The 16,722-nt window shown below is 67.0% G+C and carries 22 protein-coding genes and 1 tRNA gene; 16 read left to right on the plus strand and 7 right to left on the minus strand.

The features are described 5' to 3' along the window. Nucleotides 1–268 precede the first annotated feature (268 nt). Together FB559_RS17860 and FB559_RS17865 are read left to right on the plus strand one after the other, a co-directional pair. On the plus strand, nucleotides 269–592 hold the full coding sequence (locus FB559_RS17860; protein WP_221640070.1) for a Clp protease N-terminal domain-containing protein: 324 nt from the start codon (nucleotides 269–271) through the stop codon (nucleotides 590–592). 87 nt (nucleotides 593–679) lie between these two features. Continuing rightward, on the plus strand, nucleotides 680–1,663 hold the full coding sequence (locus FB559_RS17865; RefSeq protein WP_141956673.1) for an alpha/beta hydrolase family protein: 984 nt from the start codon (nucleotides 680–682) through the stop codon (nucleotides 1,661–1,663). Here the strand turns inward: FB559_RS17865 and FB559_RS17870 are convergent. Beyond that, a complete protein-coding gene (locus tag FB559_RS17870) occupies nucleotides 1,654–2,145 on the minus strand; it encodes a YajQ family cyclic di-GMP-binding protein (RefSeq protein WP_141956674.1) in 492 nt (163 codons plus the stop codon). The genes FB559_RS17865 and FB559_RS17870 overlap by 10 nt on opposite strands. Nucleotides 2,146–2,299: 154 nt before the next feature. On the opposite strand from FB559_RS17870, the gene FB559_RS17875 reads away from it, so the two are divergent. Further along, nucleotides 2,300–2,381, plus strand: a tRNA-Tyr gene (locus FB559_RS17875). 669 nt (nucleotides 2,382–3,050) lie between these two features. Here FB559_RS17875 and FB559_RS46725 read toward each other — a convergent pair. Then, the gene (locus FB559_RS46725; protein ID WP_221640071.1) at nucleotides 3,051–3,695 is read right to left on the minus strand and encodes a DUF6461 domain-containing protein; all 645 of its coding nucleotides are present in this window, start codon (nucleotides 3,693–3,695) and stop codon (nucleotides 3,051–3,053) included. A gap of 849 nt (nucleotides 3,696–4,544) precedes the next feature. Between FB559_RS46725 and FB559_RS17885 the strand changes: the two genes are divergently transcribed. From FB559_RS17885 to FB559_RS46730, 3 genes are read left to right on the plus strand one after another with little or no spacing between them, the layout of a single operon-like run. Further along, complete coding sequence (locus FB559_RS17885) at nucleotides 4,545–4,862, plus strand: hypothetical protein (RefSeq protein WP_141956675.1); 318 nt, start codon at nucleotides 4,545–4,547, stop codon at nucleotides 4,860–4,862. Nucleotides 4,863–4,864: 2 nt separating this feature from the next. Further along, complete coding sequence (locus FB559_RS17890; RefSeq protein WP_141956676.1) at nucleotides 4,865–5,185, plus strand: hypothetical protein; 321 nt, start codon at nucleotides 4,865–4,867, stop codon at nucleotides 5,183–5,185. A gap of 38 nt (nucleotides 5,186–5,223) precedes the next feature. Continuing rightward, on the plus strand, nucleotides 5,224–5,394 hold the full coding sequence (locus tag FB559_RS46730) for a hypothetical protein (protein ID WP_425455116.1): 171 nt from the start codon (nucleotides 5,224–5,226) through the stop codon (nucleotides 5,392–5,394). 219 nt (nucleotides 5,395–5,613) lie between these two features. Here the strand turns inward: FB559_RS46730 and FB559_RS17895 are convergent, their stop codons facing one another. Together FB559_RS17895 and FB559_RS17900 are read right to left on the minus strand one after the other, a co-directional pair. Continuing rightward, nucleotides 5,614–6,174, minus strand: a complete 561-nt coding sequence (locus FB559_RS17895) for a Clp protease N-terminal domain-containing protein (RefSeq protein ID WP_221640072.1) — start codon at nucleotides 6,172–6,174, stop codon at nucleotides 5,614–5,616. A gap of 1 nt (nucleotide 6,175) precedes the next feature. After that, nucleotides 6,176–6,421: a helix-turn-helix domain-containing protein gene (locus FB559_RS17900; protein WP_141956677.1), complete on the minus strand. Its 246-nt coding sequence runs from the start codon at nucleotides 6,419–6,421 to the stop codon at nucleotides 6,176–6,178. 194 nt (nucleotides 6,422–6,615) lie between these two features. On the opposite strand from FB559_RS17900, the gene FB559_RS17905 reads away from it, so the two are divergent. From FB559_RS17905 to FB559_RS17930, 6 genes are all read left to right on the plus strand, one after another. Further along, nucleotides 6,616–6,963, plus strand: coding sequence for a hypothetical protein (locus FB559_RS17905; RefSeq protein WP_141956678.1), 348 nt, complete (start codon nucleotides 6,616–6,618; stop codon nucleotides 6,961–6,963). 155 nt (nucleotides 6,964–7,118) lie between these two features. Then, nucleotides 7,119–7,580, plus strand: coding sequence for an SRPBCC domain-containing protein (locus FB559_RS17910; protein WP_141956679.1), 462 nt, complete (start codon nucleotides 7,119–7,121; stop codon nucleotides 7,578–7,580). Further along, a complete protein-coding gene (locus tag FB559_RS17915; RefSeq protein WP_141956680.1) occupies nucleotides 7,577–7,957 on the plus strand; it encodes an ArsR/SmtB family transcription factor in 381 nt (126 codons plus the stop codon). The genes FB559_RS17910 and FB559_RS17915 overlap by 4 nt, the downstream gene beginning before the upstream one ends. A 102-nt stretch (nucleotides 7,958–8,059) precedes the next feature. Further along, nucleotides 8,060–8,377 carry a hypothetical protein gene (locus tag FB559_RS17920; protein WP_141956681.1) on the plus strand — a complete coding sequence of 106 codons (318 nt, stop codon included), beginning with the start codon at nucleotides 8,060–8,062 and terminating at the stop codon, nucleotides 8,375–8,377. Nucleotides 8,378–8,644: 267 nt separating this feature from the next. Further along, nucleotides 8,645–9,346, plus strand: a complete 702-nt coding sequence (locus FB559_RS17925) for a cation diffusion facilitator family transporter (RefSeq protein ID WP_246121707.1) — start codon at nucleotides 8,645–8,647, stop codon at nucleotides 9,344–9,346. Between the two features lie 60 nt (nucleotides 9,347–9,406). Beyond that, entirely contained in the window at nucleotides 9,407–10,174 is a 768-nt protein-coding gene (locus FB559_RS17930; RefSeq protein WP_141956682.1) for a nucleotidyltransferase domain-containing protein, read from the plus strand. Between the two features lie 270 nt (nucleotides 10,175–10,444). Here FB559_RS17930 and FB559_RS17935 read toward each other — a convergent pair whose 3' ends face one another. After that, nucleotides 10,445–10,894 (minus strand): hypothetical protein, encoded by a 450-nt coding sequence (locus tag FB559_RS17935; protein WP_141956683.1) that lies wholly within the window; start codon nucleotides 10,892–10,894, stop codon nucleotides 10,445–10,447. 98 nt (nucleotides 10,895–10,992) lie between these two features. Here FB559_RS17935 and FB559_RS17940 point away from each other — a divergent pair, with 98 nt between their 5' ends. From FB559_RS17940 to FB559_RS17950, 3 genes are all read left to right on the plus strand, one after another. Beyond that, nucleotides 10,993–11,703, plus strand: coding sequence for a TetR/AcrR family transcriptional regulator (locus FB559_RS17940; protein WP_141956684.1), 711 nt, complete (start codon nucleotides 10,993–10,995; stop codon nucleotides 11,701–11,703). Nucleotides 11,704–11,839: 136 nt separating this feature from the next. Further along, nucleotides 11,840–13,309, plus strand: a complete 1,470-nt coding sequence (locus FB559_RS17945; protein ID WP_141956685.1) for a dihydrolipoyl dehydrogenase family protein — start codon at nucleotides 11,840–11,842, stop codon at nucleotides 13,307–13,309. 349 nt (nucleotides 13,310–13,658) lie between these two features. Then, nucleotides 13,659–14,531, plus strand: a complete 873-nt coding sequence (locus FB559_RS17950; protein WP_141956686.1) for a TIGR02452 family protein — start codon at nucleotides 13,659–13,661, stop codon at nucleotides 14,529–14,531. Here FB559_RS17950 and FB559_RS17955 read toward each other — a convergent pair. Beyond that, a complete protein-coding gene (locus tag FB559_RS17955; protein ID WP_141956687.1) occupies nucleotides 14,507–14,878 on the minus strand; it encodes a cupin domain-containing protein in 372 nt (123 codons plus the stop codon). The two genes, FB559_RS17950 and FB559_RS17955, sit on opposite strands and share 25 nt — an antisense overlap. Before the next feature lie 86 nt (nucleotides 14,879–14,964). Between FB559_RS17955 and FB559_RS17960 the strand changes: the two genes are divergently transcribed. Continuing rightward, the gene (locus FB559_RS17960; protein WP_141956688.1) at nucleotides 14,965–15,381 is read left to right on the plus strand and encodes a PPOX class F420-dependent oxidoreductase; all 417 of its coding nucleotides are present in this window, start codon (nucleotides 14,965–14,967) and stop codon (nucleotides 15,379–15,381) included. Nucleotides 15,382–15,741: 360 nt separating this feature from the next. Here FB559_RS17960 and FB559_RS17965 read toward each other — a convergent pair whose 3' ends face one another. Then, nucleotides 15,742–16,641, minus strand: a complete 900-nt coding sequence (locus FB559_RS17965; RefSeq protein ID WP_141956689.1) for an amidohydrolase family protein — start codon at nucleotides 16,639–16,641, stop codon at nucleotides 15,742–15,744. Between the last annotated feature and the right edge of the window lie 81 nt (nucleotides 16,642–16,722).

The following is a 16,722-nucleotide window of genomic DNA, read 5'->3' on the forward strand; positions in this document are numbered from 1 at the left end:
GCACATGCCACGACCGGGCCGCCCGGTGTTGGGCAGGTGCGGGTCCCCGTACATGGCCGTGCCGGTGCCGTGCCCGCCGCAGCCCTCGAGCAGCCCGTACGGCCGGCAGATCGTCGGACGGCTGGGGCAGTCGCCCTGAGGCTCGGCTTCCCGGTGCCGCCGCGCGGCGGAACGGCGTCCGAAAGAGCCGGCATGAGAAGGCGTCCTCTCGGGCTCTTTCGCGGACCGAGCAGTGCACCGGCAAGCCGTACGGCCTGGGGTCGTTCGGTTGCGACCCCTGGTGGCTGGTCGGCGCCAAGGCGCTGGTCATCTCCTGCTTGGCCTGTTCGACGAGGAAGAAGGCCTCGCGGCCAGGGCCCTGGCCGAGCTCGGCGTATCGAAGGACGTGGCCGAGGCCTGGATCGTCGAAGAACTCCGGTTCTACCGGGACGTTCTCGGGCTGAAGCCGCAGTTCGATGACGACAGCGGCCCGTACGCCAAGTTCGAGGCTCACCGCCTCGACCGCGTGGGAGATGTCGCCGATCCGCGCGCCTGGGACGGCCGCCCAGATCGCTCCAGACGGGCGGGCTCAGACGGGGCGGTCCCAGCCTAAGGACTTCGGGACAGGCCCTGTTGGGCCGTCGCTGTCGGAGTGACGGCTCTCGGCAGGCCAGGTACGCGACGTGCCACGATTGATCACATGCCCGACTCGCGTGAGGTGTTGACCCGCCCGGCGCCGCCCCCGGACCTGACGCTGGCCTATGGCCCCCACCCCGACCACGTCATCGACGTACGCCTACCGCCGAGCCGACCGGCGCCGCTGGTCGTAATGATCCACGGCGGCTTCTGGCGCGCGGCCTACGACCGTACGCACACGGGACCGCTGACGAGCGCCCTGGCCGCGGCCGGGTACGTGGTGGCGATCCCGGAGTTCCGCCGAACCGGCCAGGAGGGCGGCGGGTGGCCGGGCACCTTCGATGATGTCCTCGCGGCGCTCGACGCCGTACCCGGCCTCCTGGCCCCGTACTCCGAGGACGCACCGGTACTGCTAGGCCATTCGGCCGGCGGCCACCTGGCCGTGTGGGTCGCAACCCAACTGAACCCTCCGCTCACGAGTCCCCGGGGCCGGAACCCCTTGGACGCGAGTCGCCCGAACGCGGCCGACCCGGGCGCGAACCGCGCCGACGCGACCGGCCCGATCACGAACGTCCGGAGCGAGGGGCGCTACGACGCCGGCCATCCGGACACCCGATCTCCGGACACAGGTCGCTCGGAGTCAGTTGACCCGGGCGGGGACCGCTTGGACACGGTTCGTCCCGACGCGGGTCACCACCCGGTTGCGAGGATCCAATCCGTCGTCTCCCTGGCGGGTTGCGTGGACCTGGAGATGTGCAGCGCCCGCGGCCTGGACGACGGGGCCACGGACCTGCTGCTCGGCGGCCGCCCGTCCGAGGTACCCGACCGGTACGCGCTCGCCGACCCCGCCCGCCTACCTAGGCCCGCCGTACCGGTCACCCTGCTGCACGGCACCACAGACGACCGCGTACCGATCGAGGTGAGCCGCTCGTACGCCCAGCACACCGGAGTACCACTCCGTGAACTACCCGGCATGGGCCACTTCGCCCTGATCGACCCACTGACGGCGGCCTGGCCACACGTACTGGCGGCGCTGTCTCAGCGGTAGTTGGTGAACTGCAACGCGACGTCGAGATCCTTGCCCTTGAGCAGCGAGATCACGGTCTGCAGCTCGTCCTTCTTCTTGGAGCTGACCCGCAACTCGTCCCCCTGAATCTGCGCCCGAACGCTCTTCGGCCCCTCATCCCGGATGATCTTGCCGATCTTCTTGGCGTCTTCCTGGGAGATACCCTCCTTGAGCGCCACCGTCAGCTTGTAGATCTTCCCGGACGGCTTAGGCTCGCCAGCATCGATCGCCTTGAGCGAGACACTCCGCTTGACGAGCTTGTCCTTCAACACGTCGAGAACGGCGTTCGCCCGCTCCTCGCTGTTGGCCTGAACCTCGATGGCCTCGCCGGCCCACTTGATCCCAGCATCGACGTTCCGAAAGTCGAACCGGTTGGCGATCTCTTTCCCCGCCTGGTTGAGCGCGTTGTCCACCTCCTGCCGGTCGAGCTTTGACACGATGTCGAAGGAGCTCTCAGCTGCCACGTTTGCCTGCCCTCACAGAGAATGCCGATCTGAACAGGGTAGTGAGACCGGGGCCCGAACGAGGCCACCAGCGGCCCCACATGGCCCCGGAATCCGATGTCACCCTCGCGTTCAGAGTCCGCTATCCTTCTGAGCGTCGTTACGACGACGTGACGGCGGGTTGCCCGAGTGGCCAATGGGAGCGGACTGTAAATCCGTCGGCTTAGCCTACCCAGGTTCGAACCCTGGACCCGCCACACCTCAAGGAACAGCCCCCCACCAGCGGTGACATGGTGAGGGGCTGTTTCGTTCATGTCCGGCTGTGTCCGGCTCCCTATGGGCGTCTGCGGCTAGTCGGGTCCAATGCGGGTCCAGGCTCAGCCCGTGTCTTCGATCCGTGTCGCTCCAGGCACGGAGAGCTCCCACCAGCCCTTGTTGCGACTAGACGTGGGAACGTCACGGAGTCAAGCGGTTAACCGATCACAGACTGTCAAGCGCCGGGCCGAGAGGTAATGGCCCGCAGCCAACGCGCTCCCGTCCCGGTCCTTACCGGCATGTCCGGGACATCTTCCCTCATTGCCGGTGACGTAAGCCGAGGCGGCGCCGGCGAGAACGACGGCCGCCCCGGCGAAGACGTCCGGCTCACCGTTGCGGCCTCGCGGATCGCCTCTGGCACGCCGGAAGGACCGCATACGCAGGCCTCACCTGGGCTGGGACGATAGGGCTCGCCTAGAGTCCATATCGGTCTGGGCGAGAGGCGCTATCTGTTGTACGGCCCATCGGTCGCCGGTCGAGGGTCGCTGTGTCTTTGACGGTCAGGAAACCCGCGTCAGGCTGGCGGCCTGCTGCTGGTGGAGCGCTGCGGGTGACCAGCCGATCTCGCTTCGCATCCTCGGGATCGCTGCACCTCCCGGCTGTGCATGACACTAGATACCTCGGGGTCCACGCAAACGTCGGCCCAGTGTGCTGGGAGTCCCGGGTGGGGTAGTCCTCTGCAGTCTTGGATCAGGGCGTGAGAGAGCGGCCCAGTCGGGGGCATCAACGACCGCGGAAAGCAACGGTCCGCGAAGAATCTCTGTGGTGAGTTCATTCCCAATGTGCTCGGCGATAACGTCCAGGCATGCGGTTATGGCTTGCGAGGGGGAGGGGTGTCTTTCATGGACTCTACGCGAGAAATCGTGTTCGCTCCGTCCCCACGTGGTGATCGGATCGCCAGGTTCAAATGATTCTACGAGCTGACCGTCCACGACGTAGACAAATTGCGCGAGCGCCTTTGCGGTTCGGAAGAGAACGATTGTTCTCGTGTGGCTGGAAAGCCCACGAACTATAGCGTTCAGGGACCCTATCGGGTTGTAGAACTCGATACAGAAAGCCCAACCTTCCAGTATGCCGGCGCGCAGTATTGTGTTGGTTGAGGTCGGTTCGATGGTGTCAAAACATTCGTCTGAGGAAAGCCAGTGAGCCCTGTTCCCATCCGCACCGTATATCTCGACAATTTCTTCCGCGCTACGCCCTGCGGACAGAGTCAGGCAGAAGTTTTCAGATTTCCCCAGATTCCAATCTTCTGACATCTAGTCGCGGGTCCGTCCTTGGTCGTCTTCCAGAGCAGCCAAAAGCTCTGCTAGTAGCGGTCTCGTGGAGATGACGCCGCGAGCGTAGATGTCCGCCCTCGGAGACGGTGCGGCCAGATAGTTCTTCCTCTTCCTCGGCCCTATATGTGCTAGGCATAGATTTTGGTCGATTGCGTAGGCGCCACATATCTCTCCTAGTTTGGAAGGGTCGGCAGCCTTTAGGCAAATTTCATCCAATGTTGAAACGGTCAACGTCACCTCAAGCTCGTAGCGATCCCATAGCCTTCATCGATCGTGCCGGTAGGACGTAGACCGCTGCACGGGGGTTGCCGGGTTGGCAGGATGCGGCCAGCTCTTATGTGGTGTCGACACGCGCATAGCCAACTGCAGGCTCCGGCTGTGTTGACGGTCGCCGAAAGCCACTCAAACCGCGATCGGGCCGGATACGGGCCGAAAACAGGGCCGACGACGACGAACATGCAGGTAAAGGCAGTTGAGCGGTGGGCCTGTAAGTCCGTCGGCCTAACCTACCCCCGGCGTAGGGGCGTTACGGTCCAAGCCTGATTCCGTGACGCCCATGGCGCGATTCCTCCGTCTACCGGTTTGGTGGACATGTGGTCTTGCGATGCTGAGATGAGACCGGTTGGCAGGGTGCGCACGTAAGCCCGCATCGGTTAGCACGACCGTGTTAGCCAAGTCAGTCCTGAGCGCGTCCAGAGGTCGGTCGACGCGGGCCGGTCGATGACCATGGCCAGTTACGGCCCATGCTGTCCGCGAACCCAGGTGAGGCTTGTCGCCCCCTGGTTCTAACGTGGCGAGAGACACGAGATCCGAGCAGAGGAGATCGTTGTGACCGCAGAACACATCCACTCCGGAGCATCTCAGGTCGATGACACTGACGTCGCCCAGGCCATGGCCGTCTACGACGTCCTCAACACCGATGAACAGCGCGAAGTGTTCCGCACCGTGTACCGCGCGGTGGCCGCATACCGCCACACAAGCGACATTGACCACCTCAAAAAGCTGGCGGACAGTGTTGAGGGAATGGTCGTCCACGAAACCAACCACCCGGGCGTGCGGGAAAAGATCAGGAACGTACCGAAGACCGCGCGTGCGGCTGGCGGGGTCGTGGACACTGCGGAGGTGATCCGGCGACTCCGGGGGTAGACGTGAGGCCGCTGGCGCTCACAGGGAACAGCCAGAAGGTCATTGCAGACTGGCAGGCCACCAACCCACCCGAGGTGGCGAAGGTGCGCTTAGCCGAGGTAGTGGCAACACTCGAAGATGGCACGTGGGACGCTCCTCGCTGGCATCCCTTGGACGACCCGCCAAACCCGGACTTTGTGGCTCTGCGCCCTGGGCAGAGCCTGCAGATCTACTTCCACATCGTTGTCGACGACGCCCCCGACTACCGCGAAGTCGCCGACATCGTCTCGATCGATGTCGACGAGCGGTACAACCTGCCTTTCGCTGAGGCCCCTGAGCGTTGACGGACTGCGGGTGTATGGCGTGCGAGGCCATCTGAGGTATCGGCACGGCGCTTATGGGAGCTGCCGAGGCGTGGGGAAGGGAGAAGGGCGCAGTGGTATCGGTGACCGACACCAATCTGAGCAGCCCTCTGTCAATCCCGTTCTACGAGGGTCGGATGGGTTACCGCAGGCAAGCCGTGATTCTCCGCAAGATGCTGCAACCTGAGTGAGCCGCCGTCCCATGCGACAGCTCTACGTGCTGAGTCATCCCCTACCTTCATCCCACCCGTAGAGCGTGGCCTGCTGGGCGTGTTCTGGGACGGAGGTAGAGGGATGACCTGGCTTCCACCTCAGCCACCCCCGGAGTGGGCCGCGCGAAGGAACGCAGTCATTCCTGAGGTATCGGATTCCCGCGGCTCGCTCGGATCGTCAGCACGCCGGCAAGTACTTCACTCGGTCTGCTGGGCCGTACGGTCGAGCACGGTCTGGCGCAGTGCCCGGGGGTCTATGCCCAGTTCTGCCAAGACTCTGGTGATGGTGTCCTCGCCGGCGGCGAGAAGCCCGAGTAGTAGGTGCTCGGTGTCGATGCGCTCGCCGCCGAGTTCGCGTACCTGGTGAAGGGAAAGCTGGATCACCTTCTTCAGTTGCAGTGAGAAGGCCGGTCGCGGGTAGCGGAACGCGCCGGGTCCGAAGTTTCTGTCGGCGCGTTGCTGGATCTCGGCGACGTCGATGCCCAGCGTGGACAGGGCGTCCGCCGCGCTGTGGCCGCCGGAGGTCGGTACGTCGGCCTCACGCAGTACGTCTTCCACCGCCGTGCGTGTTCGGGTGATCTCGAGTCCGTGCGCTCGCAGCGCTTCGCTCGCCGTTCCGGCGGTCTGTGCCAGTCCGAGCAGGAGGTGCTCGGTGCCGATGAAGTCGTGGTGGAGTGAGTCCGCGGCGTCTCGGGCGGCGACGATGGCGCGCTTGGCCAGTTCTGTGAACCGGTCGTACACGGTCGTGATTTCATTCATGTCAGTTCTCCTTGCCTGTGACCTTGCGACGCCCGGCGTGCTTTTCGTGCACGGTTTGGCGGCTTACCCGCAGCGCTGTGGCGATGTTCTGCCAGGACCAGCCCTCGTCACGGGCGTTGTCCACGTGCAGGCGTTCGAGTTCCTCCAGCAGCCGGCGCAGTTCGAAAACCGCCCGTAGCCCGACGGCCGGATCCTTGTTGGTCACCTGGGCTGCCAGCGCGGTCGCCGGCGTCTCATCGGCGTTCATGCTGTCAGGATTCCCTGACAGTCGCCTTCGTGTCAAGGCACCCTGACGAGCGCGCTGCCGAGTCGGCGCGTGCCGGCTTCGCGCCCGCAGGCCGACAGTTCACCCACACGCAACGACTGGTTGCGCGTCTCCGGGGGTGTGATGTACGTTCGTGCAACCAACGGTTGCATCACATTGATACAAGGAGAGACGCCGTGGTGGACACTTCGAGCCAGGCCTCAGCTCAGAAGCCTCAGCACGCGACGATCGTGGATCCCGACGCGCACCAAGTCGTGTTCGAGAACGAACACGTCCGGGTGATCCATGCGCGGGCCTCGCACGGTTGGGAAAGCGCGATGCACTCGCACTCGCCGATGCTCGTGGTCAACCTCGGCTCCGGCCGCCAGAAAGTGACCTGGGGGGACGAGACGACGCAGATCGTGGATCTAAACCCAGGCGCGGTCGTCTGGCAGGAAAGCGCTTTCGATCACGCCTGGGAGTTGCTCGCGGGCGAAGTAAACGTGATCCTCGTCGAGGTCAAGTCGGCAAACGCCGAAAAATAAGAAGGCGACGGTCGGTGAGCACCACTCTTCCTGACGAGCCCCAAGGAGTTCGTCGAGATCGGATCCGTATCGCGGAAATCCGCGCGACGAACAGATCGGCAACCGGCACTAGGCCAGAGGACGAACCAGCCCGCACGTACGAAAGGAACGTCGTCGTGGACTACGACACGATCGAACGAGAGCTTTACATCGACGCCTCACCAGAGGTGGTCTTCGAGGTGGTCAGCAGTCCGAAATATGTCGCGGAGTGGTGGTCCGACGAGGCGGAGTTCTCGCCGACACCCGGTGATCCTGGGTGGGTCGGCTTCGGCGATGCCACCGAGGGTGGCAAGCGGGAGCGGTTCACCGTTGCCGACGCAGTGCCCTACCGGCTCTTCTCCTTCCGGTGGACCCATCAGGAAGGGGAGACGGCATCGCCCAGCAACTCCCTTCTCGTCGTCATCGAGCTCGAGCCGTCCGGCAACGGCACTCTCCTGCGCTTCACTGAGACGGGGTTCCTCGTACGCGGTGGGGACGAGGCGACGGCCGCCGCCTGGCATGCCGACCACACCAACGGCTGGGACCTTTTCCTGCCGAGGCTGGTGACGCACGCCGAGCGAATCAGTGTGGGCGCGTGAACGTACTGATCGATGACGAACTGTGGTCGACGGTCGGCGACCCGACCCGGCGGCGCATGCTCGACCTGCTGCTCGCCGACGGGCACGGCACTGCCACCAGCCTGAGCGAGCAGCTGCCGGTGACCCGTCAGGCGATCGCCAAGCACCTCGCGGTTCTCGAACGGGTCGGCTTGGTACGCCCTACGGTCGCCGGCCGGGAGAAGCGGTACCACGTCGACAAGGCGCAGCTCGGTCTGGCCGTGGCTCAGCTGGCCCAGGTCAGCCACGACTGGGACTCCCGTCTCCAGCGCATTCGCCGGATCGCGGAGAGGATCCAACGCGACGGCGGAACGCCGGACGCGCCTTCGACGGATTCCGACGAAGGCGAGCCCGCGTAAATTGATCTTCCGTGAGCGGAAATGTCATCGAGCATCACGTCTGGAGTCGCGCCGATCGGAGATGTACCTTTATAGGCGCGTGTAATCCAGAAGGGAAGCAACATGCCTGGTGACTACCAAATGGGAATGTCGACGTATCCGTGTGCCGAGTATGCCGATGGTCACATTGGATACTGCGCATTCGTCGGATACGTCAAGGTTCCCATGGTGGCGAGCGAAATGGAGAAGATGCCACAGTTCCTCGGTTGGCGATCTGCCAACGAGTCCCGCATCGAAATACCTCTCGAAAGAATCATCGCGGCGCTCGAGGACGTCGGCATCACCGTGAACTACGACCCTCCCGAGGTCGCCCGACTTATCGAGTCACGTAAGACCGCCGATCACGTAGGCCCTGGCGAGCCAGGGCCGGAGATTCCTTAGGCAACGGGCGGCGAAAGGGCAGCCGGGGAGGCGATGCCTGACGAGGCGACGACTGATCGAGCGGCTGTTCGGCGGCGAGGTGGTCAGCGCCATCAGCTCGCCGGGCGACGGTCTGGCGGCGCGTGTGCACTCGGCGAAGCGGGGCGTTGGTTCGTCGAGGCGGCGAACTCCGACGGCGCCGCGCACCACCACCGGAGACCGCCAGCCTGACCTGCTTCGATACCATCATCAGACGGTGTCGATGCGCCCGAGTTAGGGACGGCCCTGATGAGCGAGCCCGAGATGAGTCAGGTCCCGGACATCCCGATCGGTGATCTCGACTGCGCTGACGGGTGCTGCGCGTCCACCGGGGACGTACGGCCACAGCGCGATGCCGGGTGGGTGCGGGCGGCCGGTTGGGCGAGGGCGCTGTCATGGGCAAGCCTGGTCTGGATGACCGTCGAGGGGGCGGCGGGTCTCGTCGCTGGTGTCACCGCTGGGTCGATCGCGCTGATCGGCTGGGCCATGTCGAGTGTGGTCGAGGGCCTGGCCAGTGTGATCGTGATTTGGCGTTTCACCGGCTCGCGAATGCTTTCCGAGACGGCCGAAGGTCGAGCGCAGAAAGCGGTCGCGGTCTCCTTCTGGCTGCTGGCTCCGTACGTCGCGATCGAAGCGGTGGACAAGCTCGTCGCCGGTGAGCACGCGGATACCAGTGGGCTGGGTATCGCCGTGACGGCTCTGTCGCTCGTACTCATGCCCGGCCTCGGTATCGCCAAGAAGCGGCTTGGTGCCCGGCTGGGCTCGGGCGCCACAGCAGGGGAGGGCACTCAGAATCTTCTGTGCGCCTACCTCGCGGGTGCGGTGCTGCTCGGCCTGGCCGCCAACGCGCTCTTCGGCTGGTGGTGGCTCGACCCGCTGATGGGTCTGGCAGTCGCGGCCGTCGCCGTCCGGGAGGGCATCGAAGCGTGGCGCGGCGAGGACTGCTGCTGATCTGCCCTTCGGCGGTCAGCACGCCGCAGGTGAGCGAAGCGGTGTCTTACGCTTGTGTCCATGCACGCACAGGGTGATGAAGTCTTTCTCGCTCATGTGGCGGAGCGGCTCGCGACGCTGCCCTGTGTGCACGCAGTCGCGCTGGGTGGCTCGAGAGCAACGGGGACCCACGGACCGGATAGCGACTGGGACTTTGCGGTCTACTATCGCGGAACGTTCTCACCTGACAGCTTGCGCGCTATCGGCTGGTCCGGGGAAGTCTCCGAAATCGGCGGGTGGGGCGGAGGCGTGTTCAATGGCGGTGCGTGGCTGCACGTCGACGGCCAACGCGTCGACGTGCATTATCGGGACCTCGACGACGTGGAGTATCGGCTCGCCGAGGCTCGCGAAGGCCGCTTCCGTGTCGAAAAGCTGCTGTTCCACTTGGCCGGCATTCCGACGTACATCGTCGTTGCCGAGTTGGCCGTCAACCGGGTGCTCCACGGAGAGCTACCGCGTCCTGAATATCCCGAAGCGCTGAGGCGCGGCGCCCCGCAGCGCTGGTGGGGCGACGCCCGGGGGACTCTCGGCTACGCCCGAACCGCCCACGCCGAACGCGGACATCTCACCGACTGCAGTGGAGCGATCGCCACCGCCGCCTGCCAGGCGGCACACGCGGTGATGGCGACCCGGGGTCAGTGGGTCACCAACGAGAAGACACTCTTGGAACGAGCGGGTCTCCGGGACATCGACCGCGTCCTCAGCAACCTGACTCCTGACGCGAAAGCGCTGACCGGTGCCATCGACGAAACAGCGACATTGCTGGAAAGGGCGATCGAAAGAGCCTGAGAGGACGCCCTCCCACGCCGGCTCTTTCGGACGTCGTGACCGTCTTACAGATTGCAGAGCTCGTCACGGGACCGCTCGATGATCTCGGCACCGGTCGGATCGTCAGGCATCCGGGCCGCCCCGGGCCGCTCCGGGCAGGGACGGGTTGGTCACGGCCATACATCTGGCCCCTTCCGTACGGCTTGAGGGTCACCGTTCATTGCCCGTACGCGGGGAACGTCTTCATGGTCGACGGCAGGCGAGGAGCGCTACGGATCTGTACGGCAGGCGTCAGGCGAGATCGAGCAAGTGGCGCGAAGGGCCGTATCTGATCTTCCAGTCGGCGGGGCATCCCAGGATTCCGTCTTGGACGCAGCGGATTCCGACGCTGACCCAGCGGACCTCTCCGTCGTCCATGAGGCTGAATCCGGCCGCCGACTCGAAGCGGTCCGAGCCGCACGAGCAGACGACGGACTCCGGGCCGTCCTCTTCGTCGCCGTCCATCCAATACTGGTCGCTGTCCAGCATGTACGCGACCGCGCCGCAGCTCACGCAGGTACGGCGCGCGCAGACCGCCGACGGGTCGAGTTCGATCGTGAAGACGTCGCCCGAGCAGGACGCGCACACGGACCTGGCCACCTGGTGAACGGGATACCCGCCCGGAGCGAGCTCCTCCAGGTAGTCGGCGACGTCATCGGCTGAGTCGCCGCGCCACCATTCGCCCGAAATGTCGATCGCCACACGGACAACCTAGTGACCCCCGCAGCGCCTGGCAGGAACAGCCGAGGGATGGACCCGTACCATTGATGGTATCGACCTAAAATTGGTACGGTCCTAATATGGAGGAAACAGGCAGCGACCCGCAGCGGCAAGCGGAAGGCGTGCGGTCCCGGCACGAACGGCGGCGACGCGAAACCAGGGACCGGATCGCCCACACCGCGTTGGCTCTGTTCGGCGAACGGGGCTACGACACCGTGACCATCGCCGACATCGCCGAAGCCGCGGACGTCGCGAAACAGACCGTCGTCAACCACTTTCCGGCCAAGGAGGATCTCCTCTTTGCCTGGCACCGCCCGGTCGAGGCCGATCTGATCGACATGATCGACCAGCTCCCCTTGAGTACTCCGCTGCCGGAGTTCCTCAGGGACGAGCTGCCGCGCCTGTTCGCCCACCTGCCCGAGACACCCGAGACACCGGGCGGCAGAGAGCGGCGAACCGCGGGCGACGGCCGGCTCGCCGGCGTCATGACCATCATCCAGAACAGCCCGACGCTGCAGGATGCCCTGCGGCTGCGCGGCGCCCGCTACCAGGACGACCTGGCGGCGATCCTGTCCGACCGCGTGCCCGCGTACCTGGGCCCCGTCGCGGCGCGGGCGATCGCCGCCTTCATCCTGACCACCGTCACCGCCATGATCGCCGAGGCGACACGGCTACGCGGCACAGGCCTGCCGGCGGAGCAGATCACCGCCACCCTGAATGACACGGTCGGCAGGGCACTCGAAATCTTGGACACCGGCATCGGGAACACCGGCAGCCCGGGGACCGCCTGACGGAGTGAGTGCCTCCCGCCTGTGTACGGGCGTGAGCAGCGGGAACGGACCTGACAGAGCGCCGGGCCCCGACGACTCGGGGCACGGAGGGGCCGATCCCCCCGGAGAGAACACCGCACCGGGACAGGAGCAGGCCATGAGTGACGCACCAGGCGGAGGTCCGGCGGGCGATACCTACGACGTCGTGGTCATCGGCGTCGGGCCGATCGGCATGAATCTCGCCGACCGGGCCCGCGCCGGAGGGCTCAGCGTCGCCGTCGTGGAGCGCGAACTCGTCGGTGGTGAATGCGCCTACTGGGCGTGCATCCCCAGCAAGGCGCTCCTGCGGCCGGTCGTCGCGGTCGCCGATGCGCGGCGGGTCGAGGGCGCGCGGCAGGTGGTCGACGGGGCGCTCGACCCGGCCACCGTCTTCGCGCGCCGGGACGCGTTCGTGCACGACTGGCACGACGACGGGCAGGCCCGGTGGTTGCGGAGCATCAGTGCCACGCTCGTACGCGGCCACGGACGGCTGGCCGGCCCGCGACGGGTCGCCGTCGGAGACGCGGTACTCACCGCCCGGCACGCGGTGGCCGTCTGCACCGGCAGCCACACCGCGCTGCCCGATCTGCCCGGTATCGCCGAGGTCCGGCCCTGGACCAACCGCGAGGCCACCGACGCTCACGCCGTACCCGCGCGTCTCGCCGTCGTCGGTGGTGGCGCCATCGGCGTGGAGATGGCCGGCGCCTGGCAGGGCCTGGGCGCCGACGTCATCCTGCTGGCACGCGGCGACGGCCTGCTGCCCCGGATGGAGCCCTTCGCCGGTGAGCTCGTCGCCCGCGGGCTGGCCGACGCCGGAGTGGACGTACGCACCGGTACCTCTGTCGTCGGGCTGTGCCGTAAGGGCGGCACCGGGCCGGTCACGCTGCGGCTGGACGACGGGGGCGAGCTGGAGGTCGACGAGGTGCTGTTCGCCACCGGACGGGCGCCCAACACCGGAGACATCGGCCTCGAGACCGTCGGTCTCACACCCGGATCCTGGCTGGAGGTCGACGAGACCTGCCGCGTACGCGACATCGACGACGGCTGGCTGTACGCGGTGGGCGACGTCAACCACCACGCCCTCCTCACGCACCAGGGCAGCTACCAGGCGCGCATCGCCGGCAACGCGATCGGCGCCCGTGCCGCCGGGCGGCCACTCGACACCGCGCCCTGGGGCGCACACGCCATCACGGCCGACTCCCACGCGGTGCCACAGGTGCTCTTCTGCGACCCGGAGGTCGCCGCGGTCGGTCTGTCCGCCGAGCAGGCCGAACATGCCGGACACCGCGTACGGGCGGTGGACGTCGACCTCGGCGAGAAGGTCCCCGGCGCCTCCTTGTACGCCGACGGCTACAAGGGCCAGGCCCGCATGGTGGTCGACACCGACCACGACCACCTGCTCGGCGTCACCTTCGTCGGCCCGGGCGTCGCCGAACTCCTCCACTCCGCCACCATCGCGGTCGCGGCCCAGGTCCCTATCGACCGGCTCTGGCACGCCGTGCCGTGCTTCCCGACGATCAGCGAGATCTGGCTCCGCCTGCTGGAGGCGTACCGAGGCTCGGGTGGCCTCCCCGGCCGCGGCGATTAGGCCCTGTCTCGAAGTCCTCGGTCTGAGGCCCCGCCCGGCCTGAGCCGCGCCCGGTGGCCCCGCCCGGTCTGGGCCGCGCCCGTGCTGGAGCCCGCCCGTGCTGGAGCCCGCCCGTGCTGGAGCCCGCCCGTGCTGGAGCCCACCCGCCCGGGGGGTGCCATCCCACTTTCATTGTCCAGCGGGGTCAGTGGCGGGCGGAAGTAGAGCCGAGTTCTGTGGATAACGCCGCCCAGGCGGCACCCCGGCGGCGCCACACGGCAACCAGCATGACCATGAGACAGACCCAAGGTGCCAGATCCCCGGCAAACCGGTTGGCCGGCGAAGTCGGTCGCGCCTACCATGCGGACGCGTGAGCGGAAGACTGCGGGGGATCGCGAACGCCAACGCGCAGATCGTCGCCGACAACGGTTACACGACCGACGACGGCAGCGTCGTGGACCTGGGCCGGGCACTGGAGGACGCGGTCTCGGGCACCGTGAGCCATCCACCGGACGGGCCCATCGACGGGCCCATCAAGGTGCCCGCGGCCTCGCACCGGACGGCGTTCGAGGTGACCGGCGAGGGCAGCCTCGTCGCCGCGCGCCGGCTGCACCTCTCCGGGGTCGAACGGATCGCCGTTCTGAACTTCGCCTCCGCGCGCAATCCCGGGGGCGGCTACCTCGGCGGAGCGAAGGCACAGGAGGAGGACCTGTGCCGGCACGCCCTGCTGTACCCCTGCCTCCTCCAGGCCCCCGACTACTACGCCGCCCACCGCGCGTCCTCTGACCTGCTCTACAGCCACCGCGTGATCTGGTCCCCCGACGTACCCGTGCACCGGGACGACGACGGCCGGCTGCTGGCCGAGCCGTACCCGGTCTCGTTCCTGACCTCGGCCGCCCCGAACGCCGGAGAGGCCCTGCGCCGCGACCCGGGCGTACGGAGCCGGATCCGGAGCGTGCTCCACGAACGGGCGGAACGGGTGCTGGCAGTGGCAGCCCACCACGGCGCCCGCCGGCTGGTCCTCGGAGCCTGGGGATGCGGAGTTTTCCGCAACGACCCGGGTGAGGTCGCCGGGGCATTTCACACGCATCTCACCGGGGACGGCGCGTTCTCGTCGGCGTTCGAACGGGTGACTTTCGCGGTCTGGGACCGTACGCCCGGCTCGGTCAACAAGGCCGCGTTCGCCGAGCGCTTCGCGACAGGGGACGAGACCAGGCGTCAGCCCTCAAGCGGAACGGCGTAACCCGGGACCGACGGCCAGCGGACCGTCAGCACGACCGCCTCCTCCTCGGCGTACCAGGAGTGGTCGACGCCGTGACCCCACACGACGTAGTCGCCCTGGTCGGCCAGCAGCACACTGCGTCCCGGCAGCTCCACCCGGAACCGCCCGCTGATCAACATGAGCAGCGCCGTGCGCTTCTCCCCGGTGACCCACTCCGCGCGCCGATCGCCCTTCGGATGCACGCCCCACTTGATCTCGACATCGCCGCTGTGCCGCACGTCATCGGCCGGCTTGAAGTGCCCGAGCAGCCAGCCACGATCGCCCGCCGCGTCCACGGCGGCCCTACCCACGTACACGTTCTCCGTCACGGGCGGCGACGCTACCGGCCATTTGACGTGAACCTTGCTTGAGGTTCCAGACTGATCGGACGCAGTCCACCCATGGGAGGGTCACGATGCCGTTCACCCAAGACGAGGTCGACTACCTGGCGACGCAGCGGCTAGGCCGCCTGGCCACGGTCCAGCCGAACGGAACGCTGCAGGTCAGCCCGGTCGGGTTCTCCTACAACGCCGATCTCGGAGTGATCGATATCAGCGGCTACAACATGGCCGCCAGCAGGAAGTACCGCAACATCGCCGACAACGGCCGGGAGGCATTCGTGGTCGACGACATCGCGTCGGTGCAGCCGTGGCGCGTCCGGTGCCTGGAGATCCGGGGTACGGGCGAGGCGATCGAAGCTCCGGCGGACTCGGCGGCCGGAATGGCCGGACCCATCATCCGCGTCCACCCTCAGCGCATCATCAGCTTCGGCCTCGACAAGGCCGACGTCGATCCGCACCTGGCGACCCCGAACATCCGCGACGCCACCTGAGGGTGCCTACATCGGCGGGAGTCCGGACGCGGCCTCTCCACGGCGTACACAGGCCGGGAAGCCGGTCACCCATGGGTGTACGGGGAAGTGTCATCCGGAGGCGGACGTCAGGCTTCGAGGGTCCCCCGTAGTTTGTTCCTACAACCTATGACCACCAAGGAGGCCTGGCGCATCGTCCTGAATTCGGGGGGATTCAAGGGGGAGGCGATGCGAGGGCCGAATTCCCGGGCCCTTGGATCTGTACCCGTCCAAGCCCAGGAAGGCGAGTGTTCGCGGGTGGGTTTCCTTTGGGGGAAGGGGCCCACCCGCGGACGTCGTACGCGCGGACGCCGCCGGTCGAGCCGGTGGCGTCTTTCTCGTTCACAGACCGAACAGCCTGGCGGCGTTGTCGTGGCAGACCGCGCGGACCCAGTCGTCGCCCAGGTCCAGCCGGACCAGTGCGCTCAGCTGGTCGGCGTAGGCGTACGGGATGTTCGGGAAGTCGGTGCCCAGCAGGATGCGGTCGCCCAGGTCGGCCAGCCGAGGGGTGAGGTCCGCGGGCCAGGGCCGGGACTTCTCGGTGAAGCCGGTGAACGCCATCGTCGTGTCCAGCAGCATCGCCGGGTGGCGTTCGGCCAGGGCCAGGAACTCCGCGTACTCCGGCATCCCCATGTGGGCGACGATCGCGACCAGCCGGGGATGCCGGGCCAGGACATCGCCGAAGGCGGCCGGGCCCGTGTGCCGGCCGGGTTCGGGTCCTGACCCACAGTGCACGACGACCGGCGTCGCCGACTCGGCGAGCATGCCCCACACCGGGTCCAGCAGCGGGTCGCGCGGGTCGTAACCACCCACCTGTATGTGCGCCTTGAACACCCGTGTCCCCTCGGAGAGCGCCTCCGCCACGTAGCGGGCGGCCGACGGCTCGGCGAAGAACGTCGCGGTACGCAGACAGTCGGGCGTACGCGCCGCGAAGCCGGCGCCCCAGCCGTTGAGCCACTCGGCCATGTCCGGGCGGTGGGGATAGAGGAGAGCGGTGAAGCGCCGTACGCCGAACGCGCGCAGCAGCCTCAGCCGCTCCTCCTCGTCCTGCCGGTAGAACGCCGACCACGAGACCCCGGCCTCCTCGAAGCGGTCGAAGTAGGCCCGAACCTTCCGAAGCACGTTGTCCGGCATGAAGTGGGTGTGGACGTCGATCAGGCCCGGCAGGCCGAGCGAGCGCCAGAAGTGGGGAATGTCCGCATCGTCCAACGGGGGCCGCGCGGCGCCGACAGCGGGGGGCATGCCCAGCATCTTCCCAAATAGGCGTTTAGAAATGATCAACCGGACACTCGTCAACCAAAGGTTGACGATCAACAGGCGTCA

Origin of the sequence: Actinoallomurus bryophytorum (assembly GCF_006716425.1) — a bacterium.
Classification (GTDB): Bacteria; Actinomycetota; Actinomycetes; order Streptosporangiales; family Streptosporangiaceae; genus Actinoallomurus; species Actinoallomurus bryophytorum.